Source organism: Stenotrophomonas sp. YJH_SMC_80 (assembly GCF_059372495.1).
On record NZ_JCAFVP010000004.1, the window covers coordinates 261,618 to 287,420 of the forward strand.

At 66.9% G+C, this 25,803-nt stretch carries 22 protein-coding genes; 13 read left to right on the forward strand and 9 right to left on the reverse strand.

Annotated features, from left to right (window positions below; all coding sequences use genetic code 11):
• Positions 1–139: 139 nt before the first annotated feature.
• Both AC5P99_RS09440 and AC5P99_RS09445 read left to right on the forward strand, forming a co-directional pair.
• On the forward strand, positions 140–727 hold the full coding sequence (locus tag AC5P99_RS09440) for an O-methyltransferase (RefSeq protein ID WP_483723710.1): 588 nt from the start codon (positions 140–142) through the stop codon (positions 725–727).
• Positions 728–882: 155 nt separating this feature from the next.
• A complete protein-coding gene (locus tag AC5P99_RS09445; RefSeq protein WP_005411909.1) occupies positions 883–1,623 on the forward strand; it encodes a pseudouridine synthase in 741 nt (246 codons plus the stop codon).
• Between the two features lie 76 nt (positions 1,624–1,699).
• Here the strand turns inward: AC5P99_RS09445 and AC5P99_RS09450 are convergent, their stop codons facing one another.
• Positions 1,700–2,227 carry a DUF2059 domain-containing protein gene (locus tag AC5P99_RS09450; RefSeq protein WP_005407643.1) on the reverse strand — a complete coding sequence of 176 codons (528 nt, stop codon included), beginning with the start codon at positions 2,225–2,227 and terminating at the stop codon, positions 1,700–1,702.
• 133 nt (positions 2,228–2,360) lie between these two features.
• Between AC5P99_RS09450 and arfB the strand changes: the two genes are divergently transcribed.
• From arfB to dcp, 3 genes are all read left to right on the forward strand, one after another.
• Positions 2,361–2,792 (forward strand): alternative ribosome rescue aminoacyl-tRNA hydrolase ArfB, encoded by a 432-nt coding sequence (gene arfB / locus AC5P99_RS09455; protein ID WP_005407644.1) that lies wholly within the window; start codon positions 2,361–2,363, stop codon positions 2,790–2,792.
• Positions 2,793–2,796: 4 nt separating this feature from the next.
• Positions 2,797–3,399, forward strand: a complete 603-nt coding sequence (locus AC5P99_RS09460) for a lysophospholipid acyltransferase family protein (RefSeq protein ID WP_005407645.1) — start codon at positions 2,797–2,799, stop codon at positions 3,397–3,399.
• Positions 3,400–3,510: 111 nt separating this feature from the next.
• Complete coding sequence (dcp, locus tag AC5P99_RS09465) at positions 3,511–5,667, forward strand: peptidyl-dipeptidase Dcp (RefSeq protein WP_012478784.1); 2,157 nt, start codon at positions 3,511–3,513, stop codon at positions 5,665–5,667.
• Positions 5,668–6,050: 383 nt separating this feature from the next.
• Here dcp and AC5P99_RS09470 read toward each other — a convergent pair whose 3' ends face one another.
• Together AC5P99_RS09470 and AC5P99_RS09475 are read right to left on the reverse strand one after the other, a co-directional pair.
• On the reverse strand, positions 6,051–6,497 hold the full coding sequence (locus AC5P99_RS09470; protein ID WP_004153636.1) for a 3-dehydroquinate dehydratase: 447 nt from the start codon (positions 6,495–6,497) through the stop codon (positions 6,051–6,053).
• A gap of 3 nt (positions 6,498–6,500) precedes the next feature.
• A complete protein-coding gene (locus tag AC5P99_RS09475) occupies positions 6,501–6,902 on the reverse strand; it encodes a hypothetical protein (protein WP_033835527.1) in 402 nt (133 codons plus the stop codon).
• A gap of 175 nt (positions 6,903–7,077) precedes the next feature.
• Between AC5P99_RS09475 and lepB the strand changes: the two genes are divergently transcribed.
• Both lepB and AC5P99_RS09485 read left to right on the forward strand, forming a co-directional pair.
• Complete coding sequence (gene lepB / locus AC5P99_RS09480) at positions 7,078–7,704, forward strand: signal peptidase I (RefSeq protein ID WP_005407648.1); 627 nt, start codon at positions 7,078–7,080, stop codon at positions 7,702–7,704.
• Positions 7,705–7,828: 124 nt separating this feature from the next.
• Positions 7,829–9,085, forward strand: coding sequence for an MFS transporter (locus tag AC5P99_RS09485; protein WP_049449336.1), 1,257 nt, complete (start codon positions 7,829–7,831; stop codon positions 9,083–9,085).
• 129 nt (positions 9,086–9,214) lie between these two features.
• Here AC5P99_RS09485 and AC5P99_RS09490 read toward each other — a convergent pair whose 3' ends face one another.
• Positions 9,215–10,132 (reverse strand): LysR family transcriptional regulator, encoded by a 918-nt coding sequence (locus tag AC5P99_RS09490; protein ID WP_495213075.1) that lies wholly within the window; start codon positions 10,130–10,132, stop codon positions 9,215–9,217.
• 324 nt (positions 10,133–10,456) lie between these two features.
• Positions 10,457–11,425: a LysR family transcriptional regulator gene (locus tag AC5P99_RS09495; protein ID WP_057500059.1), complete on the reverse strand. Its 969-nt coding sequence runs from the start codon at positions 11,423–11,425 to the stop codon at positions 10,457–10,459.
• A 110-nt stretch (positions 11,426–11,535) separates the two neighbouring features.
• Between AC5P99_RS09495 and aceB the strand changes: the two genes are divergently transcribed.
• The 4 genes from aceB to AC5P99_RS09515 all read left to right on the forward strand — a co-directional run bounded on the left by aceB (position 11,536) and on the right by AC5P99_RS09515 (position 18,504).
• Positions 11,536–13,158, forward strand: coding sequence for a malate synthase A (gene aceB / locus AC5P99_RS09500; RefSeq protein WP_123959375.1), 1,623 nt, complete (start codon positions 11,536–11,538; stop codon positions 13,156–13,158).
• A 64-nt stretch (positions 13,159–13,222) separates the two neighbouring features.
• On the forward strand, positions 13,223–14,524 hold the full coding sequence (gene aceA / locus AC5P99_RS09505) for an isocitrate lyase (RefSeq protein ID WP_005407653.1): 1,302 nt from the start codon (positions 13,223–13,225) through the stop codon (positions 14,522–14,524).
• 417 nt (positions 14,525–14,941) lie between these two features.
• Positions 14,942–15,982, forward strand: coding sequence for a GGDEF domain-containing protein (locus AC5P99_RS09510; protein ID WP_024956231.1), 1,041 nt, complete (start codon positions 14,942–14,944; stop codon positions 15,980–15,982).
• Between the two features lie 17 nt (positions 15,983–15,999).
• Positions 16,000–18,504 carry a putative peptide modification system cyclase gene (locus AC5P99_RS09515; RefSeq protein WP_231522690.1) on the forward strand — a complete coding sequence of 835 codons (2,505 nt, stop codon included), beginning with the start codon at positions 16,000–16,002 and terminating at the stop codon, positions 18,502–18,504.
• 7 nt (positions 18,505–18,511) lie between these two features.
• Here AC5P99_RS09515 and AC5P99_RS09520 read toward each other — a convergent pair whose 3' ends face one another.
• Positions 18,512–18,823: an NHLP-related RiPP peptide gene (locus tag AC5P99_RS09520; protein ID WP_049452942.1), complete on the reverse strand. Its 312-nt coding sequence runs from the start codon at positions 18,821–18,823 to the stop codon at positions 18,512–18,514.
• A gap of 133 nt (positions 18,824–18,956) precedes the next feature.
• Between AC5P99_RS09520 and AC5P99_RS09525 the strand changes: the two genes are divergently transcribed.
• A complete protein-coding gene (locus tag AC5P99_RS09525; protein ID WP_088430670.1) occupies positions 18,957–20,132 on the forward strand; it encodes a putative peptide maturation dehydrogenase in 1,176 nt (391 codons plus the stop codon).
• 21 nt (positions 20,133–20,153) lie between these two features.
• Here AC5P99_RS09525 and AC5P99_RS09530 read toward each other — a convergent pair whose 3' ends face one another.
• From AC5P99_RS09530 to AC5P99_RS09540, 3 genes are read right to left on the reverse strand one after another with little or no spacing between them, the layout of a single operon-like run.
• Positions 20,154–22,169: an acetyl/propionyl/methylcrotonyl-CoA carboxylase subunit alpha gene (locus tag AC5P99_RS09530; protein WP_495213076.1), complete on the reverse strand. Its 2,016-nt coding sequence runs from the start codon at positions 22,167–22,169 to the stop codon at positions 20,154–20,156.
• Between the two features lie 8 nt (positions 22,170–22,177).
• Entirely contained in the window at positions 22,178–23,788 is a 1,611-nt protein-coding gene (locus tag AC5P99_RS09535) for a carboxyl transferase domain-containing protein (RefSeq protein ID WP_099606037.1), read from the reverse strand.
• 10 nt (positions 23,789–23,798) lie between these two features.
• The gene (locus AC5P99_RS09540; protein WP_005407660.1) at positions 23,799–24,962 is read right to left on the reverse strand and encodes an isovaleryl-CoA dehydrogenase; all 1,164 of its coding nucleotides are present in this window, start codon (positions 24,960–24,962) and stop codon (positions 23,799–23,801) included.
• A gap of 160 nt (positions 24,963–25,122) precedes the next feature.
• Here AC5P99_RS09540 and AC5P99_RS09545 point away from each other — a divergent pair, with 160 nt between their 5' ends.
• Entirely contained in the window at positions 25,123–25,731 is a 609-nt protein-coding gene (locus tag AC5P99_RS09545) for a TetR/AcrR family transcriptional regulator (protein WP_005407661.1), read from the forward strand.
• Positions 25,732–25,803 lie beyond the last annotated feature (72 nt).

Here is a 25,803-nt window from a genome sequence, read left to right on the forward strand (position 1 = left end):
CGCGGCGGCCAGGCATGCTGTCCCCGCGCGAAGGAGGCGGGAACTATCTCAGCGTGAAAATGCAGCGGCTCTAGGATTCATACGAAATTCCGGGATTCGGGTAAGAATGGACGCTGCGTCATGGCGAGCTCAGCGGAAAATGGCCCTGGAACTGTCGGAACTGAAGAACGAACTGGCCCACTTCGGTGCCGAAAACGACGCCCGTGAAGTCGAACGCGGCCGCCGCATGCTCAACATCACGCCAGATACGGGCGAATTCCTCGCGGTGCTGGTGCGCTTCGGCACTGCGCGCCGCGTACTGGAGATCGGCACCTCCAACGGCTATTCGACGCTGTGGCTGGCCGAGGCCGCCGCCGCCATCGACGGCCACGTGACTACGCTGGAATACGCCGAGGACAAGGCGGCGATGGCGCGTGACACCTTCGCGCGCAGTGGCCTGGCCGATCGCATCACGCTGGTCCACGACGATGCCGGGCCGTGGCTGGCACAGGCCGCCGATGCCAGCATTGACCTGCTGTTCCTCGATTCGGACCGCGGGCAATACGCCGGCTGGTGGCCGCAGCTGCGCCGCGTGCTGCGTCCGGGTGGCCTGCTGGTGGTGGACAACGCCACCTCGCATGCGGGAGAGATGGAACCGCTGCGCGTGCTGCTGGAGTCTGACGCGAACTTCAGCACCAGCCTGGTGCCGGTGGGCAACGGCGAGCTGCTGGCCGTACGCAACGCCTGACCGCCGCGCTGCCCGCGCCTGATCCGGTAGCGCCGGCCGCGCCTGATCTGGTAGTGCCGGCCGCTGGCCGGCAAGCCCAGCAGCCAGACGATCCGCAGGCAGCCGGCCACCGGCCGGCTCTACCGCATTCAGTGCCCAGCCCCGATAATTCCGCCGTGAGCACCGAACCTGACACCCTCGCCGCGGTCGAGACTGAAACCGCGCCCCTGCAGCTGCTGCACCTGGATGAGCGCCTGGCTGTGGTCAACAAGCCTGCCGGGCTGATGGTCCACGACAGCAAGCTGGCCCGTGGCGAAGACGACTTCCTGGCCGACCGCCTGCGCGAGCAGCTGGGCCGCCCGATCTTCCTCGTGCATCGCCTGGACCGGGCCACCAGTGGCTGCCTGCTGCTGGCCTTTGACCGCGAGACCGCCAGTGCGCTGGGCAAGGCGCTGATGGGTGGCGAGGTGCTGAAGGACTACCTGACCGTCTGCCGGGGCTGGCCGGCCGAACTCGCCTGGCAGGTCGATCATGATCTGGACGGCGGCCCGGGCAAACCGGTGAAAAAGCCGGCGGTCACCGACTTCCAGCGCTTGGCCACCGGCGAGTTGTCGGTGCCGGTCGGTGAATTCACCAGCTCGCGTTATGCGTTGCTGCGCTGCCAGCCACAGACCGGGCGCTTCCGGCAGATCCGCCGGCACCTCAAGCACCTGTCGCATCACATGATCGGCGACACCAGCCATGGTGATGGCCGCCACAACCGCATCTTCCGCATGCAGGGCGTGCACCGCATGCTGCTGCACGCCGAGCGCCTGCGCTTCCCGCATCCTGAGGGCGGCAACGTGGATGTCAGTGCGCCGCTGGATCGTGAGTTCCAGAAGGCGCTGGACCTGTTCGGCTGGCAGGTGGACCTATAGACGGTAGTGCCGGCCGCTGGCCGGCATCTGCCTGATCCCAACCGTACGAGGTTGCCGGCCAGCGGCCGGCACGACCTCACTTCTTTTCCGGCTCGTTGACGATCGCTTCCAGGTCCTTCTGCAGGTCCGCGAACAGCGGCTGCATGCGCGCCTGGATCGCCACCATCACGTTCTGCATCAGGGCCGGGGTCTTGTCCAGCAGGCTCTGGCCGGCCGCGCTCTCGTAGAACTCGGCCATCGCCAGCACGTCTTCCTTGCTGAAAGTCTTCTTGTACAGGTCCACGTACATCGGCCGCAGCTGCTGCCAGGACAGTGCCTGGCGCAGGGTCTGGCTGGTCCGTGCCTGGATCCGCTTCAGCTGCTCCTGCTGCTGGGCATTGAGCTGGCGCTGTGCGGCCACCTGCTGGAACTGCTGCTGCTGCATCGCCTCGATCTGCGGCAGCATGGTGTCGATCATGCTCTGCGCACGTGACGCGGACAGCAGACGGTTGATGTCGCCATCGGTCGGCGGCGCGGCCAGGGCGGGGACACTGGCCACGGCCAGCGCCAGCAGCAGGGCGGCGCGGCGCAGCAGGGAGGGCAGGGCGGGTGCGGAGCGGGTCATGCGAAGCTTCCTGCGGTACATGGGACGGCCAGCATACCCGCAGCCAAGGCGAAGGCGGCGTGTTCGGTACCTGATCGGCGGCATACGGCGCGCGATGCGCACTCCGACACGTGGCTGCCGCTACAATGCGCGGATGGGCAGTGGACCGGTCACCATCAACGCGCAGCTTGAAATCCCCGACGGCGAGATCGTCGAGCGGTTCGTGCGTGCCAGCGGTGCCGGTGGCCAGAACGTCAACAAGGTCTCCACTGCGGTGGAACTGCGTTTCGACGTGGCCAACTCGCCCTCGTTGCCCGAACCGTTGCGCACGCGCCTGCTGGCGCGGCGCGACCGGCGCATGACCGGCGAAGGCGTGCTGGTCATCGACGCGCAACGTTTCCGTACCCAGGATCGCAATCGCGAGGATGCGCGCGAGCGGCTGGCGGCCTTCATCCAGGCCGGGCTGAGCGTGCCCAAACCGCGCAAGGCCACCAAGCCGACCCTCGGGTCGAAACTGCGTCGTCTGGACGCCAAACGCGGGCGCGCGCAGATCAAGCGCGGGCGCTCATCACGTGACTGGGAGTGATTGCTTGAACAACCCGACTCCGCTGCTGCCGGCCGTGCCGCCGCAGATGCCACAGGTCAAACCCAACGCCTTCCTGCGCTGGCTGGCGCGCTGCACCCTGCGCATGGGCGGCTGGAAGGTGACCGGCACCCTGCCTGACATCCCGCGCCTGGTGTTCATCATCGCGCCGCATTCGTCCAACTGGGACGGCCTGTGGGGCATGGCGGCCAAGATCGCGCTGGGCATGAAGGTGAAGGTGCTGGGCAAGGCCTCGCTGTTCTGGTGGCCGCTGGGGCCGCTGCTGCACAAGCTGGGCGTGATCCCGCTGGACCGCAGCTCGCCGCAGGGCACGGTGGGCCAGGCGGTGGACCTGCTGCGCAACAACGAGAAGATGTGGTTCGCCATCACCCCCGAGGGCACCCGAAAGGCGGTGAAGGAGTGGAAGGCCGGCTTCCTGAAGATCGCCCGGATGGCCGACGTGCCGATCCTGGCCGCCTATTTCCATTACCCGGAAAAGACCATCGGCATCGGCCCGCTGTTCCAGCCGACCGGCGACGATGCTGCCGACATGGCCGCCATCCGCGAGTTCTACCGGCCGTGGATCGGCAAGACCCGCGGCACGGTCTGAGCCGGCCGCAGGCCGTCGCATAGACGCCACGTCCGGCACATGCCGGGCGAGCGCGACAGGAGTAGGGTGGAGGGCTGGTATTCCATACCGTCTGCCCAAGGAGCGTTTTACATGTCGCGTACCGTAGTCCTGGCCGCCGCCATCAGCCTGGCGCTGGCGGCCTGTTCCGGCAAGGAGTCCACCCCCGTGTCCGATGCCCAGAAAGCCCCGGCCCAGCAGCCGGCCGAAGCCTCCACCAATCCGCTGCTGAGCGCCAGCACGCTGCCGTTCCAGGCGCCGCAGTTCGACAAGATCAAGGACAGCGACTACCTGCCGGCCTTCGAAGAAGGCATGCGCCAGCACCTGGCCGACGTTCGCAAGATCGCCGACAGCAGCGAGCCGGCCACCTTCGACAACACCATCGTGGCGATGGAGCGCAGCGGCGAGACCCTGACCCGCGTGTCGCGCATCTTCTTCGGCCTGGTCCAGGCCGATACCAACGATGCGCGCCAGAAGATCCAGGAAGAAGTGGCGCCGAAGCTGGCTGCGCACCAGGACGAGATCAACCTCGACCCGAAGCTGTTCGCGCGCGTGAAGTCGATCTATGACCAGCGCGACACGCTTGAACTGGATCCGGTGCAGAAGCGCCTGGTCGAGCACTACTACGATGGCCTGGTGCGCGCCGGCGCACAGCTGTCCGACGCCGACAAGGCATCGCTGCGCAAGCTCAACGTGGAAGAAACCACCCTTTCCACCCAGTTCCACACCCGCCTGGTGGCCGCTACCGCCGCTGCGGCCGTTGTCGTTGACGACAAGGCCAAGCTGGCCGGCCTGGACGAGGATGCGATCAACAACGCCGCCAACGCAGCGAAGGAGCGCAAGCTGGATGGCAAGTTCCTGCTGCCGTTGCAGAACACCACCCAGCAGCCGGTGCTCGGCTCGCTGAGTGACCGCGACCAGCGTGCCGCCGTGCTGAAGGCTTCGGAAACCCGCGCCGAGCGTGGCGATGCCAACGACACCCGGCAGACCGTGCAGCGCCTGGCCCAGCTGCGTGCGCAGAAGGCCAAGCTGCTTGGCTTCGACACCTTCGCCGACTACCAGCTGGGCGACCAGATGGCCAAGACCCCGGCTGCCGCGCTGAAGCTGCTGACCGACACCGTGCCGGCCGCTACCGCCAAGGCGCGCGCCGAAGCCGGCGAGATCCAGAAGGTGATCGACGCGCAGAAGGGCGGCTTCCAGGTCGCCGCCTCGGACTGGGATTTCTACGCCGAGCAGGTGCGCAAGGCCAAGTACGATCTGGACGAGTCGCAGATCAAGCCGTACTTCGAACTGGACAACGTGCTGCAGAACGGCGTCTTCTACGCCGCCACCCAGCTGTACGGCATCACCTTCAAGCCGCGTACCGACATTCCGACCTACAACCCGGACATGAAGGTGTACGAAGTGTTCGACAAGGACGGCACCTCGCTGGCCCTGTTCTACACCGACTACTTCAAGCGTGACAGCAAGTCCGGTGGCGCCTGGATGGACGTGTTCGTCGAACAGGACGGCCTGACCGGTGCCAAGCCGGTGGTCTACAACGTCTGCAACTTCACCAAGCCAGCTGCCGGCCAGCCGGCGCTGATCAGCTTCGACGACGTCACCACGATGTTCCATGAGTTCGGCCATGCGCTGCACGGCATGTTCTCGAACGTGAAGTACCCGTCGATCGCCGGCACCGCCACCTCGCGTGACTTCGTCGAGTTCCCGTCGCAGTTCAACGAGCACTGGGCACTGGACCCGAAGGTGTTCGCCAACTACGCCAAGCACTACAAGACCGGCGAGGCGATGCCGCAGGAACTGGTCGACAAGATCCTCAAGGCACGCAGCTTCAACCAGGGCTATGCGACCACCGAGTACCTGTCGGCCGCACTGCTCGACCTGGCCTGGCACACGCAGAAGGCCGACGCGCCGCTGCAGGACGTCGGCGCCTTTGAAGCCAGCGCGCTGAAGAAGTTCAAGGTCGACCTGCCGCAGGTGCCGCCGCGTTACCGCACCACCTACTTCGACCACATCTGGGGTGGCGGTTACTCGGCCGGCTACTACGCCTACTTCTGGGCCGAAGTGCTGGACCATGACGCCTACCAGTGGTTCACCGAACACGGTGGCCTGACCGCCGCCAATGGCCAGGAATTCCGCGACAAGATCCTCTCGCGCGGCAACAGCGTGGAGCTGTCGACCCTGTACCGCGATTTCCGCGGCAAGGACCCGTCGGTGGAACCGCTGCTGAAGTTCCGCGGGCTGAAATAAGCGCGACCTGGAGTACGAAAGAAATAACGGCGGGGGAAACCCCGCCGTTTTTCGTTGAATCGATACCATCGATAGATTCCGCAGTTTGCTGCTCATCCACGCATGGCGTGGATCCATGTATCGACCAAGGTCGACACCCACCAAAAGCAGGCCATGCTGTTCCGACAGTTCGCGGAGATCTGTCGAAGGCGGGGGGGGGGGGCGGTTGCGGGGGTGTCCGCGGCATGGATGCCGCGGCCAAGCTCACAGGGACGTACTTGCAGCGTCCCCCGCAACCGGACCCACCCCGCCTTCCCCCAGGAAACCGGCTTTGGCTGTTGCTGTTGCTGTAGAGGTTGCCGGCCAGCGGCCGGCACTACCGGGTGCCGGGCACAGCCCGGCCATCACGTCCCCACGTGCACGCGATTGGCCTGTTCGGCCAATCCCAGGTGATCCAGCGCGATGTCCAGCGCCAGCACATAGCTCTGCGCACCGTACCCGGCGGCGATGCCCAGGCGCTGGCCGACACCGGCCGGCAGGCACGGCTCGGCCACCGCGCCGTCGTCATGTACTTCCACGTAGGCGTTGTGCAGGTAGGGCAGCAGGCGCTGAAGACGCAGGCTGTTGGCACACGCACCCGGGTCCAGCAGCGTCACCTCGCCACGGCTGTGGTCGGCCACGCGCAGGGCGTCCAGCAGTTCCTGTTCCGAGCCGCAGGCGCGTATCGCCACGCTGGTGCCGGCGTCGATCGCCCGGTGCACCAGCGACTTCAATACCGGCGCCGGCAGTGGCATCGCCGTGCGGATCAATGCACCGGCGGCTTCCGGGCCACGGATGATGAAGATCGACATCGCTCAGCCCTCCTGCGCCAGGCGGCGGCCGACGATGGCCAGCGACAACGGGTAACCGGCCTGCTGACTGCGCTGGTCGATGACCACCGCCGCGGGGCCATGCTGCAGTCGCAGGCGCGACTCCAGGCCGGGCTCGCTGGGTGCCTGCAACTCGATGTACTGCGCCGGCAGCCGTTCCAGCGCCGCCTGCAGCGCACCGCCCTCGGCCTGCCATTGCGCCTCGTCGGCCACGCCGACATCCAGCAGCACCCAGTCGGCCGAACGCGCCTGCGGCTGGCACAGGCACTGGCGCACTTCGGACAGGCTGGCGCAGTCGCTGCACAGTACGCGATGGCCGCTCAGCTGCGCCGGCAATTGCGGGCGCGGCGCGGACGAAGATGCGTGGCGGATCACCAGGAGGGTCATACAACACCTTGCGGAATGCGCCCTGTGGCGCGGTGGGCACACGATGCGCGCGCTGGCCGTAAAGGTGCGATGCCCGCGGCCGGTCCCGCGCGTAAAACCTGCGTAACCCGGCGCTACCGGGAACCTCTCCCCCCATGTGTGGTCTGATGCAGCTACCACCCACCCGGAGCCTGCCATGGACGCCGTTGCCCGCCCTCCCTTTTCTGATCGCGCGCTGGCCTGGCTGAAAAAGGAGGCGCTGCCGTTGCTGGTGATGCTCGGCCTGCTCGCCGCCGCCCGCGATACCCTCGCCAACCACTACGTGGTGCCCAGCGGTTCGATGCAGCCGACCCTGCAGCCCGGCGACCGGGTGGTGGTGGACATGCGCGCCTACGGCCTGCGCCTGCCATTCACCAGCAGGGAGCTGATGTCCACCGGCACGCCGCAGCGCGGCGAAGTGGCGGTATTCGATTCGCCAGCCGACGGCACCCGCCTGATCAAGCGCGTTGCCGCAGTGGCCGGTGACCATGTGCAGCTGCACGAAGGGCACCTGACCATCAACGGCCAGCCGCTGCAGACCGCGGACCTGCAGGATGTGGAAGCCTTCGGTGAACGCCGTGCCAGCCTCGATCTGGACATGGGGGGCGGCCCGGACATCGCCGACCTGGTGGTGCCGGACGGCAAGGTGCTGGTGCTGGGTGACCACCGTGGCAACAGCTTCGATGGCCGCTTCTTCGGCTTCGTAGATGCCGACAAGGTCTACGGCCGTGCGGTGGCGGTGTACTACCGCCGCGGCGACGGTTTCGAGTGGCAGCGCCTGTAAGCTTAATTGATACTTCTTGAGTATCAATCCTGACTTATCAGGTTATGGATCGACTGGATGGACGGGCCTAGTCTGAGGCCCGTTCCCTCCCACGCCCGGCCGTCCCCACCGGCCCTTCGATTCCATGACTGGCGAAACTGCGGCGGCCGTTGAAGGCCGTCCCTCCACTCTCGATACCGGCACCGACACCCGCATCCAGCAGGGCACCCCGGCCTTCCGCCGCACCGCGCTGGCGCTGTTCCTGGCCGGCTTCTCCACCTTCGGCCTGCTGTACACCGTGCAGCCGCTGCTGCCCGAGTTCAGCCGTCACTTCGGCGTGTCCGCCGCCGGCAGCGCGATGTCGCTGTCGTTGACCACTGGCACGCTGGCGGTGGCGATGCTGCTGGCCGGCCTGCTGTCCGACGCGGTCGGCCGTCGCCCGTTGATGATCGTTGCGCTGTTGGCGTCGGCCATGCTGTCGCTTTGCACCGCGCTGGTGGACGACTGGACCACGCTGCTGGTGCTGCGCACCCTGCTTGGCCTGGCGCTGAGCGGCGTACCGGCGGTGGCGATGACCTACCTGGTCGAGGAAATGGACAGCCGTGCGCTGGGCCTGGCGATGGGCCTGTACATCGGCGGCAACGCCATCGGTGGCATGAGCGGGCGCCTGCTGGCCGGCATCATCGCCGATCACTGGGGCTGGCGCTGGGGCATCGGCGTGGTCTCGATCATCGCCGTGGCCAGCACCGTGCTGCTGTGGCTGCAGCTGCCGCCGTCGCGTCACTTCCAGCCCCGCCGTGATGGCCTGCGCCAGTTGCCGTCGCGCTGGCGCATGCTGTTCGCCGACCCGGGCCTGCCGTGGCTGTTCGCCACCTCGTTCGTGCTGATGGGCGTGTTCGTCACCCTCTACAACTACCTGGGCTATCACCTGCTGGCGCCGCCCTACCATCTCAGCCAGACCGTGGTCGGGCTGATCTTCAGCGTCTATCTGGTGGGTACCTTCAGTTCGGCGTGGATGGGCCAGCAGGCCACGCGCTACGGACGCGGCCGCATCCTGTCGATCTCGTTCGCGCTGATCGGCGCCGGCATCGCGCTGCTGGCGATGCCGTGGCTGAGCACGATGGCGCTGGGTATCGCACTGGTGACCTTCGGCTTCTTCGGTGGTCATTCCGTGGCCAGCAGCTGGGTTGGAAGCCGCGCCGGTGCGATGCGTGCGGAAGCCTCGGCGCTGTACCTGTTCGCCTACTACCTGGGGTCCAGCGTGCTGGGCGGTGTGGGTGGCCTGGCCTATGCAGCCTGGGACTGGCTTGGCGTGTGTGCGTTCGCCGCCGCGCTGACCCTGATCGGCGGTGGCATCGTCTGGACGCTGCAGCAGCGCGCGCCACAGTCGGTCACGGCGTGACCCAACGCACGGCAGTGCCGGCCGCTGGCCGGCAACCACGGTGTGGCGGGTTTGCCGAGGTAGAGTCGACTGTTAGTCGACTGTTCTTCCATCAGATCGCGAAAACCCCGCGCTGCGCGCGATAGTCGACTAACAGTCGACTCTACCGGCGAATGCCCCGCGCAGCAGCGTGGCGAAATTGCGGATCAACGGGGTTACCCGTTCGCGATGCCACGCCAGCTGCACTTCCGAATGGGCACCGGCATCGGCCAGCGCCACGAAGCGCGATCCTTCCACCCGGATGTGATCGCACGAAGAGGGCAGGATCGCCGCACCCAGGCCTGCAGCCGCAAGACTGATCAATGTCGATGCCTCACCGGCTTCCTGCACGATGCGCGGCGTGAACCCGGCAGCCGCGCACAACGCGATCATGTGGTCGTGGATGCCGGCACCGGCACTGCGGCGGAACGCCACGAATGGCTCCTGCGCGAAGTCGCGCAGCGACAGCGTGCCCTGCTTCGACAGTCTGCGCAGGGCAGGATGGTCGGCATGCACGATCAACGCCAGCGGATCGACGAACAGGCTGTGCGCCACCAGTTCCGGCGGCAGCGCACGCTTGCGGATGATGCCCACGTCCAGTGACCCGTCGAGCAGCGCGTCGATCTGCTGCAGGGTGTTCATCTCGCTCAGCTGCAGCCGCACCTGCGGATACTGCTGGCGGTAATGCAGGATCGAACGCGGAATCTGCGACGACAGCGGCGTGGCGCGGGTCAGGCCGATGTGCAGTTCACCCTGCTCACCGCGCTGCGCGCGCTGTACCTCGTCCACCGCCGCTTCCACCTGCTGCACGATGGCGCGTGCACGTTCCTGCAGCAGCTCGCCCGCAGGCGTCAGCTGCACACGACGATGGCTGCGCACGAACAGGCGCGCACCGATCAGGTCCTCCAGCTGGCGGATCTGCTGGCTGAGCGGCGGCTGCGACATGCCCAGCCGCTCCGCCGCCTGGCCGAAGTGCAGCGTATCGGCGACAGCGAGGAAGTAACGCAGGTGGCGGAGTTCGATGGACATGCGGCCAGTTTATTCATCGTCAGCCGGAAATGAATCAGAGATGGGATCCGATCCCGTGCCGACCAACGGTCGGCACCCACCAACAGCAGCTGGCACCAACAGCAGCAACCAACTGTCGAAGGCGGGGTGGGTCCGGTTGCGGGGGTGTGAGCGGCATGGATGCCGCGACCAAGCCTCGGGGGTCACTTCATGGACGGGTTTACGGCGTCCCCCACAACCGGACCCACCCCGCCATCCCACGGAATGCCCGCTGTTGCCGTTGACGTTGCCGTTGCTTCGGCCTCTGCAGGTGCAGGGCGGCAGCCCTGCAAACCAGAACACCCCTCACCGCTCCGAATGCCCGCTCTGGTCGTAATCGCGTGGGCTGAACAACTCCGGCTGGATCAGCTCGATGAACGCCCGCGCCTGCGCCGACAACGCCTTGCCCCGGCGCACGATCACCCCGTAACTCCGCTCCGGGAACCACCGCTTCATCGACCGCGCCGCCAGCCGCTCGTGGTCGGCCTCGTTCAGGCACAGCGCCGGCACGATGGAAATGCCCATGCCCATCGCTACGTATTGCTTGATGACCTCCCAGCCACCCACTTCCAGCGCCACGGTGTAGGCGATGCGGTGGCGCTGGAACACCTGGTCGACCAGCCGGTAGGTGATCTGCCGCTTCGGCGGCAGCACCAGCGGATAGCGCGCGATGTCGGCCAGCTCCAGCTCGCCGCCACTGGCCAGCGGATGGTCGTGCGGTGCGATCAGCACCTGCTCGAAGCGGTAGGCCGGGGCGTAGGTCAGGTCGGCCGGCACATCGGTCATCGAACCGATCGCCAGGTCGGCGGCGTCCTCGCGCAGCAGGTCGGTGCCATCGGCGCTGATCGCGTTGTGCAGGGTCAGGCGCACGTCCGGGTGATGCAGGCGGAAGCGTTCGACGATCTTCGGCAGCAGGTACAGGATGGTCGAACTGTTGGCGGCGATGTTCAACTCGCCCGCGTCCAGGCCACGCACCTTGTCGCGGAAGCGCGCCTCCAGCCCATCCAGGTTCTCCACCAGTGGCTGTGCCATCTCGTACAGCAGCTGGCCCTCGCGGCTGGGCACCAGGCGGCGACCGCTGCGCTCGAACAACGGCACCCCCAGCTCCCGTTCAAGCGCCTGCAGCTGCAGGCTGATGGCCGGCTGGCTGACGAAAAGCGCCTCAGCAGCCCGTGAGACCGACCCCAGGCGTACCGTCTGGCAGAAAGCGCGCAGCGGCTTCAGCCGGTCGGATTTGTAGGAAAAACGCGGACTTGGAAGCGGGCGTGTGCTCATCGTGTCATGAGTATTAGCACAACTTATGTAGAACATTGCAAAAACTGTTTTGCCAAATACTCAGGCCCAGCGGCACCGTGGAGTCGTTCCCCCACCGCTGGAGTCGCCCCATGTCCGCCGTCGCTTCCGCTGTTCCCACCCCCGCCGCCAAGGCTACCCCCGGTATCGCCCTGGCGACCCGCGTGGCTGGCCAGGACACCCTGCTGCCGGCGCCGCTGCTGGCTCTGCTGGTGTCGCTGCACCGCGCGGTGGAACCGGGCCGGCAGGCACGGCTGCAGGCGCGTCGCGAGCGCCAGGCGTTCTTCGACCAGGGCGGCCTGCCGGACTTCCGCGAAGACACCACCGCCATCCGCAGCGGCGACTGGCGCGTTGCGCCGCTGCCGGCCGCGCTGCAGGACCGCCGCGTCGAGATCACCGGCCCGACCGACCCGAAGATGGTCATCAACGCGCTGAACTCCGGCGCCAAGGTGTTCATGGCCGACTTCGAGGATTCGACCTCGCCGACCTGGCGCAACCTGCTGGCCGGCCAGCAGTCGCTGGCGGCGGCGGTGCGCGGTGATCTGGAATTCACCGCTGCAAATGGCAAGCACTACACCCTGCGCCCGTACGACGAACAGGCGGTGCTGATCGTGCGCCCGCGTGGCTGGCACCTGGACGAGAAGCACGTGCGCATCGATGGTCAGTTCATCGCCGGCGGCCTGTTCGATGCGGCGGTGTTCGCCTTCCACAACGCCCGCACCCTGCAGGCCAAGGACCGTGGCCCGTACTTCTACCTGCCCAAGCTGCAGAGCATGGAAGAGGCTGCGCTGTGGGAGACCGCGCTGTCGCACATCGAAGGCATGCTCGGCCTGCCGCACGGCCAGATCAAGGTGACCGTGCTGATCGAAACGCTGCCGGCGGTGTTCGAGATGGACGAGATCCTGCACGCGCTGCGTGACCGCATCGTCGGCCTGAACTGCGGGCGCTGGGACTACATCTTCTCGTACCTGAAGACCTTCCGCCGCCACGCCGACCGCGTGCTGCCCGAACGCGGCCAGGTGACCATGACCCAGCCGTTCCTGAAGGCCTATTCGGAACTGCTGATCCAGACCTGCCACCGCCGCGGGGCGCATGCGATGGGCGGCATGGCCGCGCAGATTCCGATCAACAACGATGCCGCTGCCAACGAACAGGCGATGGCCCGGGTGCGCGCCGACAAGCTGCGCGAAGTCACCGCTGGCCATGACGGCACCTGGGTTGCGCACCCGGCGCTGATTCCGGTGGCGATGGCGATCTTCGACGAACACATGCCCGGTGCGAACCAGCACAGCGTGCTGCGCCAGGACGTGCGCGTCGGCCGCGACGAACTGATCGCACGGCCGCCGGGCACCATCACCCGCGCCGGTTTCGAAGGCAACGTGGAAGTCTGCGTGCGCTATCTGGCGGCGTGGCTGGATGGCAACGGCTGCGTGCCGATCCATCACCTGATGGAGGACGCGGCCACCGCCGAGATCAGCCGCAGCCAGCTGTGGCAGTGGCTGCATACGCCGGGCCAGCAGCTGGACGATGGCACTGCGATCGATCTGGCGCTGCTGGATTCCACCCTGGCACAGCTGCCAGCGCGCCTGGGCGACACCAGCGCACTGCCCGGTGGTGCACGCATCGGCGAGGCCATCACCCTGCTCGGCGAACTGAGCCGCAGCGAAGAACTGACCGATTTCCTGACCCTGCCGGCCTACGCGCGCATCGACTGACCGACTGCCCGCAAACCCGCCGTTTCCCTCCCCGCTGCACGCACGAACCGAACTGGAGAAAGACATGAGCAAGCTGCCCACTGCCGAACAGATCCAGCACGACTGGGATACCAACCCGCGTTGGGAAGGCATCCAGCGCAACTACAGCGCCGCCGACGTGGTGCGCCTGCGCGGCACCGTCCACATCGAGCATTCACTGGCCCGCCTGGGTGCGGAGAAGCTGTGGGCCTCGCTGCATGAGCGCGAGTTCGTCAACGCGCTGGGTGCACTGACCGGCAACCAGGCCATGCAGCAGGTCAAGGCCGGCCTGAAGGCGATCTACCTGTCCGGTTGGCAGGTGGCGGCCGACGCCAACCTGGCCGGGCAGATGTATCCGGACCAGTCGCTGTACCCGGCCGATTCGGTGCCGGCAGTGGTCAAGCGCATCAACAACACGCTGCTGCGTGCCGATCAGCTGCACCACGCCGAAGGCAAGGATGACATCGACTTCCTGCAGCCCATCGTGGCCGACGCAGAAGCCGGTTTCGGCGGCGTACTCAACGCCTTCGAACTGATGAAGGCGATGATCGAGGCCGGCGCCGCCGGCGTGCATTTCGAAGACCAGCTGGCGTCGGTGAAGAAGTGCGGCCACATGGGCGGCAAGGTGCTGGTGCCGACCCGCGAGGCCATCGAGAAGCTCAACGCCGCACGCCTGGCCGCCGACGTGCTGGGCGTGCCGACCCTGCTGGTCGCGCGCACCGATGCCGAGGCCGCGGATCTGCTGACCAGTGACATCGACGGCAACGACCGCCCGTTCACCACCGGCGAGCGCACCGTCGAGGGCTTCTACAAGACCCGCAATGGCCTGGACCAGGCGATCAGCCGTGGCCTGGCCTACGCGCCCTACGCCGACCTGGTGTGGTGCGAGACCGGCAAGCCGGACCTGGAATTCGCACGCAGGTTCGCCGAGGCGATCCATGCGAAGTTCCCGGGCAAGCTGCTGGCCTACAACTGCTCGCCCAGCTTCAACTGGAAGAAGAACCTGGACGACGCCACCATCGCCAAGTTCCAGCGTGAGCTGGGCAGCTATGGCTACAAGTTCCAGTTCATCACCCTGGCCGGCTTCCACGCGCTGAACTACGGCATGTTCAATCTGGCCCACGGCTACGCACGCCGCCAGATGAGCGCGTTCGTGGAACTGCAGGAAGCCGAGTTCGAAGCCGCCGAGCGTGGTTTCACCGCGGTCAAGCACCAGCGCGAGGTTGGCACCGGCTACTTCGATGCCGTGACTCAGGCGATCCAGCAGGGCCAGTCCTCGACCACCGCGTTGACCGGCTCGACCGAAGAAGAGCAGTTCCACGGCGGGCGCAGCGAACGCGCCGCGTGATGCGGTAGTGCCGGCCGCTGGCCGGCACCCACGTGCGCCTTCGGGCACTACGGAGAAGCCGGCCAGCGGCCGGCTCTACCGGGGTCGCGAATCCGATCAGGGTGGCCAGGGAAGGGCCAGGCAACGCCGGCCGGTCGGGGGACTTGCCGGCGTTGTTGTATCGATGGAAACGCGATGAACGCATGCAGCGTCAATCCAGCGCACCCCACAGTCCGGCAACTTGGCCGAAACCCTGTGAAGGTGGCCATCAGATTGATCCGGAACGACTTTTCCCTGGACCGTGGCGGGCAGAACGGCCACCGTGCGCCTTCACATCGGGAAAGCGGACTACAAGGCTCAAAATGAGATAGGGCGCACATTTTAAAGCGGTGCTATGCTCCGCGGCTCACCAGGGGACGCTGGCGGCGGGTGCAGGGAATGACCGGCAGGGGTGCGGCCGAGAACAGTGATGTGACGTCAGGTATCGCCCGGGTGGCGATGGCCGAGATCGTGCATGCGCTGCTGTCCGATGCCGAGGTCGCATTGTTCGCCAGATTTGCCCGTCCACGCAAGCTTCATGCCGGGCAGTGGCTGTTCCAGCGTGGCCACCGTGGCGAGCGCATGTACGTGATCCTGGAAGGCCAGATCGAACTGGATTTCGGCGAGGACCTGGTGATCAAGACCCTCGGGCAGCAGGAGTTCTTCGGTGAGCTGGGCCTGCTGGTGGGTGATCACCCGCGCAGCGCCAGTGCGCGCGCCCTGGTGGACTGCGAGGTGCTTGAGCTGGGGCCCGCCGACTTCCATCGTCTGGTGGAATCCGATCCGGGCCTGGTCGCCTACTTCCTGCGCCGCACGATCATGCGCGTGCTGACCAACGAACAGGCGCTGATCAGCCAGCTGCGCCGGCGCAACCATGATCTGGAAACCGCGCTGGACAATCTGTACATCACTACCCACCAGCTGACCCACACCCGTGAACTGGTGCGTACCGATGAACTGACCGGGCTGCACAACCGCCGTGGCCTCACCCTGTACCTGCAGGAATGCCGCGCCGATGGCAGTGGGCTGCCGCAGGCGCTGCTGCTCATCGACTGCGACCGCTTCAAGCAGATCAATGACCGCCATGGCCACCAGGCCGGCGATCGCGTGCTGCAGAGCATGGGCAACATCCTGCGCTCGATGGCCGGTGAGCAGGACCTGGCCTGCCGGCTCGGCGGTGACGAGTTCTGCCTGATCCTGCGTCGTGGCAACCACGAGATCGTGCAGCACGCGGCAGAGTTCATCCTCAGCGCGGTACACGGCCTGCTCGAGCGCAGCCACGGCACGCCGCACGTCAGCCTGGTCAGCATCGGTGCCAGCCTGCTGGACCCGGATGCGGGCTGGAGCGAGTGGTACGCCAGCGCGGATCGTGCGCTGTACCAGGCCAAGCGTGATGGTGGCAACTGCCTGCGTTGGGCAGACGCAGTGGACTCACCCTAGATCGGGAGACAGAGGCGATGAATGGCGACAACGGAACGTCGGCGCCGCACAACCAGCAACTGCGCGCCCTGCTGTTCACCGACCTGTGTGACTCGCTGCTGCTGGTCGAACGCATCGGCGATGTCGCTGCCGCCGAACTGTTCCAGGAACACGACCGGCTGGTGCTGGCGCTGCAGCAGCGCTGGAACGGCCAGCTGATCGATCGCTCCGACGGGCTGTTCATGCTGTTCGAGCGCCCGATCGACGCGCTTGGCTTCGCATTGGATTACCAGCGTGGGCTGCAGCCGCTGGGGCAGAGACACGAGATCCATCTGCAGGCGCGGGCCGGTCTGCATGTGGGCGATGTGCTGACCTGGGAGAACAGCGCCGAGGCAGTGCGGGCTGGCGCCAAGGCGATTGAAGTCGAAGGCCTGGCCAAGCCGACGGCGGCGCGCCTGATGCAGTTGGCACGTCCGGGCCAGATCCTGCTTTCGGCGGTGGCCGAATCCATCGTGCGTCGCTCCAGTGGGTCGCTGGGCGCGATGGCTGAAGGCCTGCAATGGCGATCGTTCGGGCGATGGCGCTTCAAGGGCGTGAGCCAGCCAGCCGAAGTCTACGGCGTGCAGGCGGCGGGCATGCCCACGCCGGGGCGGCTGCGGCACACGGCCAAGGCCCGGCGTGATCTTCCGTTGTGGCGCCGTCCGCTGGCGATGGCGGCGCAGGCCGCCGTACTGCTGGCCGCGGTGCTTGGCGTCTGGTTGCTGACCCGGCCACAGCCGGCCATCGCGTTCGCCGAACGCGACTGGGTGGTGCTCGGCGGGCTGCATAACCTCACCGGCAATCGACTGCTCGATGACGCCCTGGACCAGGCGTTCCGGATCAGTCTCGAGCAGTCCCGCTACGTCAACGTCGTCAGTGACGACCGCGTCGGCCGCACCCTTGAGATGATGCGGAAACCGCCGGATCGCGGCGTCCGCGAACGTGGCGATGCCGCCGCTGTGGCGGTGCGCACGGGCGCCCGCCTGGTGTTCGTGCCATCGGCGACCGATGTCGGCGGCCGAACCCGCTTCAGCGTGGAGGTGGTCGAGCCGTCGACGCTGCGCACCCTGGCCGTGGTATCCGCCGATGCGAAGGCGGGTGCGGTACTGGCGGCGGTGGACGATGTTTCGCGCCAGCTGCGCGATCGCCTGGGCGAAGAGCCCGCATTGATCCAGCGCGACAGCCAATCCCTGCCGGAGGTGACCACGGGCAGCATGGATGCGTTGCGTGCGTTTGCCTTGGGCCAGAAGCGCTACGTGCGCGGTGACTACAAGGGAGCATTGGCGTTTTACCAGCAGGCCACGGAAATCGATCCAGAATTCGCACTGGCATGGCTGGGACAGACTCGCAGCCATTTCGCGGATGCGGATTTCTCCCGTGCCGCCAGCGTGTTGAAGAAGGCACAGCGATGGTCCCGGCATCTGACCACACGTGAAGCGCTCTACGTGCGCAACTGGACCCTTCATCTGGGCGACCCGGACCGCGCAACCGATGGATGGATGCAGATGGCCGAGTTGTATCCAGACTATCTGCCGGCTGCGAACAATGCTGCGATCAGCCTCTATTGCGAGAACCGTTTCAGCGAAGCACTGCCGCTGGCGCAACGCGTTGCGATGAGCCAGGTCGATCTATTGGGCGTTGGCCAGGATCAGTACGGCCGCATCCTGCTGGCAATGGGGCGGTTCGATGAAGCAGACCGCGCGCTTTCCGTTGCAGCGGCCAGCGGCTGGCAGGGAGCACTGATGCGACAGGCGACCGTTGCAGCGGCGCGAGGCGACCTGGCACGGTCCCTGGGCTTGTTGCAGAAGATCGACGCCAGCGACTATCACGCCGACAACATCCGCATTTCCGTCCAGCTGGACAAGGGTGACATCCAGGCCGCGCTGTGGAATGCCGAGCGCGGCATGCAGCGGAGCTACGCCATGCCCGGTGTTGACCGCTTCAACTTCTATGTTCCCCTGGCCGTCGCGCGATTGCAGGCGGGCCAGCATTCAAGCGTCGGACCGCTGCTGGATGAGGCGATCCACCGGACATTCGAAGGCATCGAATCAGTTCCCGTGGTCGATGCCGTTGATCGTATCGTCACCGCCCAGGCCGCGGCACTTGTAGGGTTGCGCATGGGGGACGCCCGCTACGCCAGGCAGGTCGAGCGTCGCTGGGCTTCGTTGCAGAGAAAGCCGGAAAGCGCCGTCATCCGCGAATTCGATGCTGTGCTGGGCGCGGAGAGGCTGCGCGCATCAGGTAAACCGCTGCAGGCACTCCAGCTGCTCGAACCCTATCTGGGTGCTCGCTCGCGGGTGCAATCGCGGGTCGCGGCGATGAAGGCGGCCCGCGATGCGGGCTTGGATGCCCAGATGCTCGACCAGAAGCGTTGGCTGGCCTCCAACCCCGGCCTTGCGTACGCAGAGATCGAATGCAGTTACTGCCTGCAGGCGATGAACGTGCTGGATGTGCGCGAGGCTGCCCGGCCTTTGCCCGCAGCGGAGACCAGGCCCGAAGGGTGAGCGGTTCTCAGCGGAGCGTACGCGGGGAATTACCTGTGTTGCCGTTCTCGAGCATTGGCACGGTGTAGGCCGTTCCACTGGACAGCATCGCGACGATCTGCGCGTGTGCCTGCTCGATGACGGCTTTGTCCGCCAGCTCGATGGAGGCACAGCACATGGCGACGAACTGGCTCAGCTCGGCCGGATCTGCAGGAACGTGGCCGGCTTCCAGCAACGCCGCCTCCGGCGACTGGGTGAAACGGCCGCGGAATGCGTCATCGGTGGCGAGCAGGTTCACAAGATTCTGCGCGACGGCAGGTTCCAGCTGCAGGGTGGGCATGGTGGGGTCCGGAAACGTCGATATGGAACCTTGATGTCGGCGCAGGGGAGCGCTTCTTGAGTGACCGCCGCGCTGCCATCAAGGAATCGCGGTATCGCTCGATAACGTGGCAGGAATATCCAAAGGAAAGAACATGCAGGTCAGGCGCTGTTCGGTACTGATGATGGAGCTGCGGGAAACGGCAACGTTCGACCTGCAGGGCCTGATGCAGGGCGGTGATGGGCTTCGTCGCAGGCAGGCCTGGCTTGCGCTCGCGCCGCACTTGCCCGAACCGGTCGAACTGGATGCCAGGCAGCAGGCCTGGCTGGGTCGGCTCAGCCCCAGCGCATGGCAGGAGGTCGCGGTGGACAGCGAGGAGGCGGGCATGGTGTCGCCCCTGCAGCAGGCAGGGCTGGTGTTTGTCCAGGGCAGCGCGACGGATGCAGCGTCGATTGCCGACGAGGCATTGCGCTCGACCTACTGGCACCCGCTTGCTGCCGTGCTGCACGCATTCTCGCGCTGGGATGGGGTGGATGCCGTCGGCAACATGCGCGCGTCCAGGACCGAGACGGCCGTGCAGATGCGTGAAACACTGGGAGCGCCGCCTGCGACCACGGTGTCACGTTGCAGCGAAGGCGCCATTGCGCTGCCCAGGGCCGAGCCGGCAGCCTTCGACACGCTGCTGGCCCGTCGCGCAACCTGTCGCAACTTCGACTGGCAGCGACCGCTGCCGCTGCCGATGCTGGCGCGGATGTTGCAGCGGACCTTCGGCAGTACCGGAGAACACCGTGTCGGCGAGGACCTGGTGTTCATGAAGAAGAACGTGCCCTCCGGTGGCGGGCTGCATCCCATCGAGGCCTATCTGGTGGTGCAGCACGTCGAAGGGCTGCCGGCGGGCCTGTACCACTATCGCGGCGATACCCATGTGCTGGAGCCGGTGGCCTCGGACAGCGAGGTGGACCGTGACTTCGTGATGGATGTTGTGGGCCAGCAGCACTGGTTTGCCGATGCGCACGTGCTGGTGATCCTGGCGCCGCGCTTCGACCGTACATTCTGGAAGTATCGCCAGCACGCGAAAAGCTACCGCGTCATCGCCCTTGAGGCGGGCCATCTGTCCCAGACACTGTATCTGGCCGCGACCGACGATGGCCTGGGTGCGTTCATCACTGCGGCAATCAACGAGAAAGCAATCGAGCGTGCCCTTTCCTTGGATCCCGTCACCGATGGCGTGCTCGCTGTGTGCGGCTTCGGCTGGCGCGCCGCGACCATGACCACGACCGAGCTGGACCCTGCAGGCACGATCTGGAACCTTGAAGACCGCGCGGGCTGACCCCGCGCGGCCTCTGCTGCATCACGCCGCTTCGAAGTCCACCAGTACCGCGCCATCACCCACCTGGTCGCCGGCCTTGGCGCGATAGCCCTTCACCGTCCCATCCGCCGGTGCCTGCAGGGTGTGCTCCATCTTCATCGCTTCCAGCACCACCAGCGGCGTGCCGCGCTTGACCTCGGTGCCGGCCGCGACCAGTGTCGCGACGATCTTGCCCGGCATCGGCGCCAGCAGACTGCCGGCATCCGCCACGGCGTGGTCCGATTCGCCCACCGGATCGTGCAGGGTGAAGCGGTGCTGGCCGTCGGCGCCGAACAGGTACAGCTGGTCACCGTCGCGCAGCAGCTGCAGCGACCAGCGGCGTTCGCCCAGCTGCACGGTAAGATGCTGCGCATCGGCTGTGCCGATCACCTGAACCGGCGCGGCGTCATCGCGCTGCACGCGCCAGCCATCGGCCTGTGCCCACACTTTGAGCGTGTGCTTGCGTTCGCCCTGCTGCAGCGGCAGCACGCGCGGTGCCGATGCGCCGAGGCGCCAGCCATCCTGGGCCTGCCATGGCGAATGCGGGTCGCGCGCGTCGGTGCTGGCACCGGCAGTGCCAGCAACCGCGGCCACGGCGGCCAGCTGCCACAGGGCATCATCCGTGTCGCCCACTGCACTCAATGCCGCCTGTTCGCGTTCGATCAGCGCGGTATCCAGCTTGGCGTGCGCGAACGAATCGGTGTTCACCAGCCGGCGCAGGAAGCCGGCATTGGTGGTCACGCCCACCACCTGGCAGCCGGCCAGCGCCTGGCTCATGCGGCGCAGCGCGGCGTCGCGGTCCACGTCCCAGACGATCAGCTTGGCGATCATCGGGTCGTAGTACGGGGTGATGCTGTCGCCTTCCTCCACGCCGGTATCCACGCGCACATGGGCCGACGGGATTGGCAGGCGCAGGCGGCGCAGGGTGCCGGTGGAGGGCAGGAAGCCACGGTCGGCATCTTCGGCATACAGGCGCGCTTCGATCGCGTGGCCGTGGATGGCCAGCTGCTCCTGGCGCAGCGGCAGCGGCTGGCCCGAGGCCACGCGCAGCTGCCATTCCACCAGGTCGGTACCGGTGATGTACTCGGTGACCGGGTGCTCGACCTGCAGGCGGGTGTTCATTTCCATGAAGTAGAAATCGCCGTCCGGGCCGGCGATGAACTCCACCGTGCCCGCACCTTCATACCCCACCGCGCGCGCGGCATCGACCGCCGCCTTGCCCATCGCAGCACGACGTTCCGCGCTCATGCCCGGGGCCGGCGCTTCTTCCAGCACCTTCTGGTGGCGGCGCTGCACCGAGCAGTCGCGCTCGAACAGGTACACCGCGTCACCGTGGCTGTCGCCGAATACCTGGATCTCGATATGGCGCGGGCGCTCGACATACTTCTCGACCAGAACGTGGTCGTTGCCGAACGCCGAGGCCGCCTCGCGCTGGCAGCTGGCCAGCGCATCGACGAAGTCCTCGCTGCGCTCGACCTTGCGCATGCCCTTGCCACCGCCACCGGCGCTGGCCTTGATCAGTACCGGGTAGCCGATGGCGTCGGCCTGCGTGCGCAGGAAGTCCGGTGCCTGCTGGTCGCCGTGGTAGCCCGGGGTCAGCGGTACGCCGGCCTTGGCCATCAGCGCCTTGGCCGCGCTCTTGTCGCCCATCGCGCGGATCGCGCTGGCCGGCGGCCCGATGAAGGTGATGCCGGCGGCGGCGCAGGCATCGGCGAAGTCGGCATTCTCGGACAGGAAGCCGTAGCCGGGGTGGATGGCCTGCGCGCCGGTCGCGCGTGCCGCGTCGAGCAGCGCATCGCCGCGCAGGTAGCTCTCACGCGCGGCGGCCGGACCAATGCGGATGGCTTCGTCGGCCAGGCGCACGTGACGCGCGTTGCGGTCGGCATCGGAATACACCGCCACGGTGGCGATGCCGAGGCGGCGGCAGGTGGCGATGACGCGACAGGCGATTTCGCCACGGTTGGCGATCAGGACTTTGGTGAACATGGCAACGGGCTTCATGGGAGCGTGCTCGGTCATGGCATGGATTACATGCGGAACACGCCGAAGCGCGTCTGCTGCGGGGCGGCGTTGAGGCTGGCCGACAGCGCCAGGGCCAGCATCCGGCGGGTGTCGGCCGGATCGATCACGCCGTCGTCCCACAGGCGCGCGCTGGCGTAGTACGGGTGGCCCTGCTGCTCGAACTGGTCGCGGATCGGCGCCTTGAACGCGTCTTCCTCCGCAGCCGGCCACTGGCCGCCCTTGGCTTCGATGCCATCGCGCTTGACCGTGGCCAGCACGCTGGCGGCCTGCTCGCCGCCCATCACGCCGATGCGTGCGTTCGGCCACATCCACAGGAAGTTCGGCGAGTACGCGCGGCCGCACATGCCGTAGTTGCCGGCGCCGAACGAACCGCCGATCACCACGGTGAACTTGGGAACCTTGGCGCAGGCCACCGCCATCACCAGCTTGGCGCCGTCCTTGGCGATGCCGCCCTGTTCGTACTTGCGGCCGACCATGAAGCCGGTGATGTTCTGCAGGAACACCAGCGGAATGTTGCGCTGGGTGCACAGCTCGATGAAGTGCGCGCCCTTCAGCGCCGACTCGGAGAACAGGATGCCGTTGTTGGCGATGATGCCGATCGGGTAGCCATTCAGATGGGCGAAACCGGTGACCAGCGTTGCGCCATAGCGCGGCTTGAATTCGTCGAAGCGCGAGCCATCGACCAGGCGCGCGATCACTTCGCGCACGTCGTAGGGCTTGCGCGTATCGGCCGGGATCACGCCGTACAGTTCGTGTGCCGGCAGCAGCGGTTCTTCGCTGGCCTGCACCGCCATCGCCGGTTCCGGCTTGCGCCAGTTCAGCTGCGCGATGATCGCACGCACCCGTGCCAGTGCCTGCAGATCGTTGTCAGCCATGTGGTCGGCCACGCCGGATATGCGGGTGTGCACGTCGGCGCCGCCCAGTTCCTCGGCGGTCACTACTTCACCGGTGGCCGCCTTCACCAGCGGCGGGCCGCCGAGGAAGATCGTGCCCTGCTCGCGCACGATCACCGTCTCGTCGCTCATCGCCGGCACGTAGGCGCCACCGGCGGTGCAGCTGCCCATCACGCAGGCGATCTGCGGAATGCCCTGCGCCGACAGGTTGGCCTGGTTGTAGAAGATGCGGCCGAAATGGTCGCGGTCGGGGAAGACTTCGTCCTGCAGCGGCAGGAACGCGCCGCCGGAATCGACCAGGTAGATGCACGGCAGGTGGTTCTGTTCGGCAATCTCCTGCGCGCGCAGGTGCTTCTTCACCGTCATGGGATAGTAGGTGCCGCCCTTGACCGTGGCATCGTTGGCCACGATCACGCACTCCACGCCGCTCACCCGGCCGATGCCGGCCACCACGCCGGCGGCCGGCACGGCGTCTTCGTACATGCCATGCGCGGCCAGCGGCGCGATTTCGAGGAAGGCGCTACCGGGGTCGAGCAGGGCGTCGATGCGGTCACGCACCAGCAGCTTGCCGCGTGCGGTGTGCTTGGCGCGCGCGGCCTCGCTGCCACCCAGCGCGGTGCGCGCCAGGGTGGCGTGCAGATCGTCAACCACGGCCTGCATGGCCGCGCGGTTGGCTTCAAAGGTATCGCTGCCCGGTTGCAGCTGGCTGTTCAGGACGGTCATCGCGGTGGCCTTACAGGGTGCGCTGGAACAGTTCGCGGCCGATCAGCATGCGGCGGATCTCCGAGGTGCCGGCGCCGATTTCATACAGCTTGGCGTCGCGCCACAAGCGGCCGGTCGGGTATTCGTTGATGTAGCCGTTGCCGCCCAGGATCTGGATCGCCTGGCCGGTCAGCCAGGTCGCCTTCTCGGCGGCGTACAGGATGGCACCGGCGGCGTCCTGGCGGGTGGTGCGGCCCTGGTCGCAGGCGCGCGCCACGGCATAGACGTAGGCGCGGCAGGCGCCCAGGCCGACGTACATGTCGGCGATCTTGGCCTGGATCAGCTGGAAGCTGCCGATCGCCTCACCGAACTGGTGGCGCTCGTGCACGTACGGCATCACCACGTCCATCGCTGCGGCCATCAGCCCCAGCGGGCCGCCGGACAGCACCACGCGCTCGTAGTCCAGGCCGGACATCAGCACGCGCACGCCACCGCCAACCTGGCCCAGCACGTTTTCTTCCGGCACTTCGCAGTCCTGGAACACCAGCTCGCAGGTGGGCGAGGAGCGCATGCCCAGCTTGTCCAGCTTCTGCGCGGTGGAAAAGCCCTTCATGCCCTTCTCGACCAGGAACGCGGTGATGCCCTTGGCGCCGGCGTCCATGTCGGTCTTGGCATAGACCACCAGCACGTCGGCATCCGGGCCGTTGGTGATCCACATCTTGTTGCCGTTGAGCACGTAGCGGTCGCCGCGCTTGTCGGCGCGCAGCTTCATCGACACCACGTCCGAACCGGCACCAGGCTCGCTCATCGCCAGCGCGCCGACCAGGCTGCCGTCGCACAGGCCGGGCAGGAAGCGTTGCTTCTGTTCTTCGTTGCCGTTCTTGCGCAGCTGGTTCACGCACAGGTTGGAGTGCGCGCCATAGGACAGGCCGATGCCGCCGGAGGCACGCGAGATTTCTTCCATCGCCACCACGTGGGCCAGGTAGCCCATGCCGGTGCCGCCGTATGCTTCTTCCACGGTGAGGCCGAGCAGGCCCTGTTCGCCCAGCTTCGGCCACAGGGCCAGCGGGAACTGGTTGCTGGCATCGGCCTCGGCGGCCAGCGGTGCGACCTCGGCGGCGGCAAAATGGGCCACGCTCTGGCGCAGCAGGTCGATGTCTTCGCCAAGGTCGAAGTTCAGGGATGGCACGTGCATTGTGGTGGCTCCACGACGGGATGGCAGGAAATGGACGCACCCGGCGGGGGAGCGGGCGGCGGTCTGCAGGACCGCTGCCCGCACGGGCGATTGGACCCAGCGTAGCGGGGTTCGGATAAGAAGTGAATACAAATTCAAAAATTGAAACCAGAATCAAAACATGGCCTACAAACGCTCTGCACTGATGGAAGAACGCCTGGCCGGGGCCCGTGAACGGATCCTGCTGGCCACCCGTGAGCTGGTCGCCACCGGCGGCTGGCGCAACGCCCCGGTGACCGCCGTGGCAACCCAGGCGGGGGTATCCACCGGCCTGATCTATCGCCATTTCCCGTCCAAGGCCGAGCTGTTCGTGGAGGTGCTCAACGCCGCGGTGGCCCACGAGGTCGCGATCATGGAGCGCATCGCCAGTGGTCCGGAGGTGGCCAGCGAGCGCCTGCGGTTGGCGATCACCGCCTTCGTTCGCCGCGCCCTGGCCGGGCCGGGGTTGGCGCATGCCTTCATCGTCGAACCGGTCGATCCGGACGTGGAGGCTGAGCGCATGCGTGGTCGTCGCGCCTTCGGCGACGTGTTCCTGCGGCTGGTGGAGGAGGGCGTGGCCGCCGGTGAGCTGCCGGCGCAGGACGCGCATGTGGCCGCCGCCTGCCTGGTCGGCGCCTTCACCGAGGCGATGGTCGGCCCGACCGCACCCAGCCGCGAAGCGCACCGCGACGAAGACGCGCTGGTGGATGCGATCTGCAGCTTCTGCCTGCGCGCGATCGGCGCCCGGTAACGTGGTAGAGCCGGCCGCTGGCCGGCTTCTGTTGCTGGGGTCAGATCCCTTCTGCGCCGCAAAAGGGATCTG

What these genes read in the sequence shown, in the direction of transcription:
- AC5P99_RS09540 (WP_005407660.1), bottom strand. Translation starts at nt 24,962, where the DNA reads ATGCACGTGCCATCCCTGAACTTCGACCTTGGCGAAGACATCGACCTG.
- arfB (WP_005407644.1), top strand. Translation starts at nt 2,361, where the DNA reads ATGGGCAGTGGACCGGTCACCATCAACGCGCAGCTTGAAATCCCCGAC.
- AC5P99_RS09450 (WP_005407643.1), bottom strand. Translation starts at nt 2,227, where the DNA reads ATGACCCGCTCCGCACCCGCCCTGCCCTCCCTGCTGCGCCGCGCCGCC.
- AC5P99_RS09545 (WP_005407661.1), top strand. Translation starts at nt 25,123, where the DNA reads ATGGCCTACAAACGCTCTGCACTGATGGAAGAACGCCTGGCCGGGGCC.
- aceB (WP_123959375.1), top strand. Translation starts at nt 11,536, where the DNA reads ATGTCCGCCGTCGCTTCCGCTGTTCCCACCCCCGCCGCCAAGGCTACC.
- AC5P99_RS09510 (WP_024956231.1), top strand. Translation starts at nt 14,942, where the DNA reads ATGACCGGCAGGGGTGCGGCCGAGAACAGTGATGTGACGTCAGGTATC.
- AC5P99_RS09475 (WP_033835527.1), bottom strand. Translation starts at nt 6,902, where the DNA reads ATGACCCTCCTGGTGATCCGCCACGCATCTTCGTCCGCGCCGCGCCCG.
- AC5P99_RS09520 (WP_049452942.1), bottom strand. Translation starts at nt 18,823, where the DNA reads ATGCCCACCCTGCAGCTGGAACCTGCCGTCGCGCAGAATCTTGTGAAC.
- AC5P99_RS09530 (WP_495213076.1), bottom strand. Translation starts at nt 22,169, where the DNA reads ATGACCGAGCACGCTCCCATGAAGCCCGTTGCCATGTTCACCAAAGTC.
- aceA (WP_005407653.1), top strand. Translation starts at nt 13,223, where the DNA reads ATGAGCAAGCTGCCCACTGCCGAACAGATCCAGCACGACTGGGATACC.
- AC5P99_RS09495 (WP_057500059.1), bottom strand. Translation starts at nt 11,425, where the DNA reads ATGAGCACACGCCCGCTTCCAAGTCCGCGTTTTTCCTACAAATCCGAC.
- AC5P99_RS09470 (WP_004153636.1), bottom strand. Translation starts at nt 6,497, where the DNA reads ATGTCGATCTTCATCATCCGTGGCCCGGAAGCCGCCGGTGCATTGATC.
- AC5P99_RS09440 (WP_483723710.1), top strand. Translation starts at nt 140, where the DNA reads ATGGCCCTGGAACTGTCGGAACTGAAGAACGAACTGGCCCACTTCGGT.
- AC5P99_RS09535 (WP_099606037.1), bottom strand. Translation starts at nt 23,788, where the DNA reads ATGACCGTCCTGAACAGCCAGCTGCAACCGGGCAGCGATACCTTTGAA.
- AC5P99_RS09485 (WP_049449336.1), top strand. Translation starts at nt 7,829, where the DNA reads ATGACTGGCGAAACTGCGGCGGCCGTTGAAGGCCGTCCCTCCACTCTC.
- AC5P99_RS09525 (WP_088430670.1), top strand. Translation starts at nt 18,957, where the DNA reads ATGCAGGTCAGGCGCTGTTCGGTACTGATGATGGAGCTGCGGGAAACG.
- lepB (WP_005407648.1), top strand. Translation starts at nt 7,078, where the DNA reads ATGGACGCCGTTGCCCGCCCTCCCTTTTCTGATCGCGCGCTGGCCTGG.
- dcp (WP_012478784.1), top strand. Translation starts at nt 3,511, where the DNA reads ATGTCGCGTACCGTAGTCCTGGCCGCCGCCATCAGCCTGGCGCTGGCG.
- AC5P99_RS09490 (WP_495213075.1), bottom strand. Translation starts at nt 10,132, where the DNA reads ATGTCCATCGAACTCCGCCACCTGCGTTACTTCCTCGCTGTCGCCGAT.
- AC5P99_RS09515 (WP_231522690.1), top strand. Translation starts at nt 16,000, where the DNA reads ATGAATGGCGACAACGGAACGTCGGCGCCGCACAACCAGCAACTGCGC.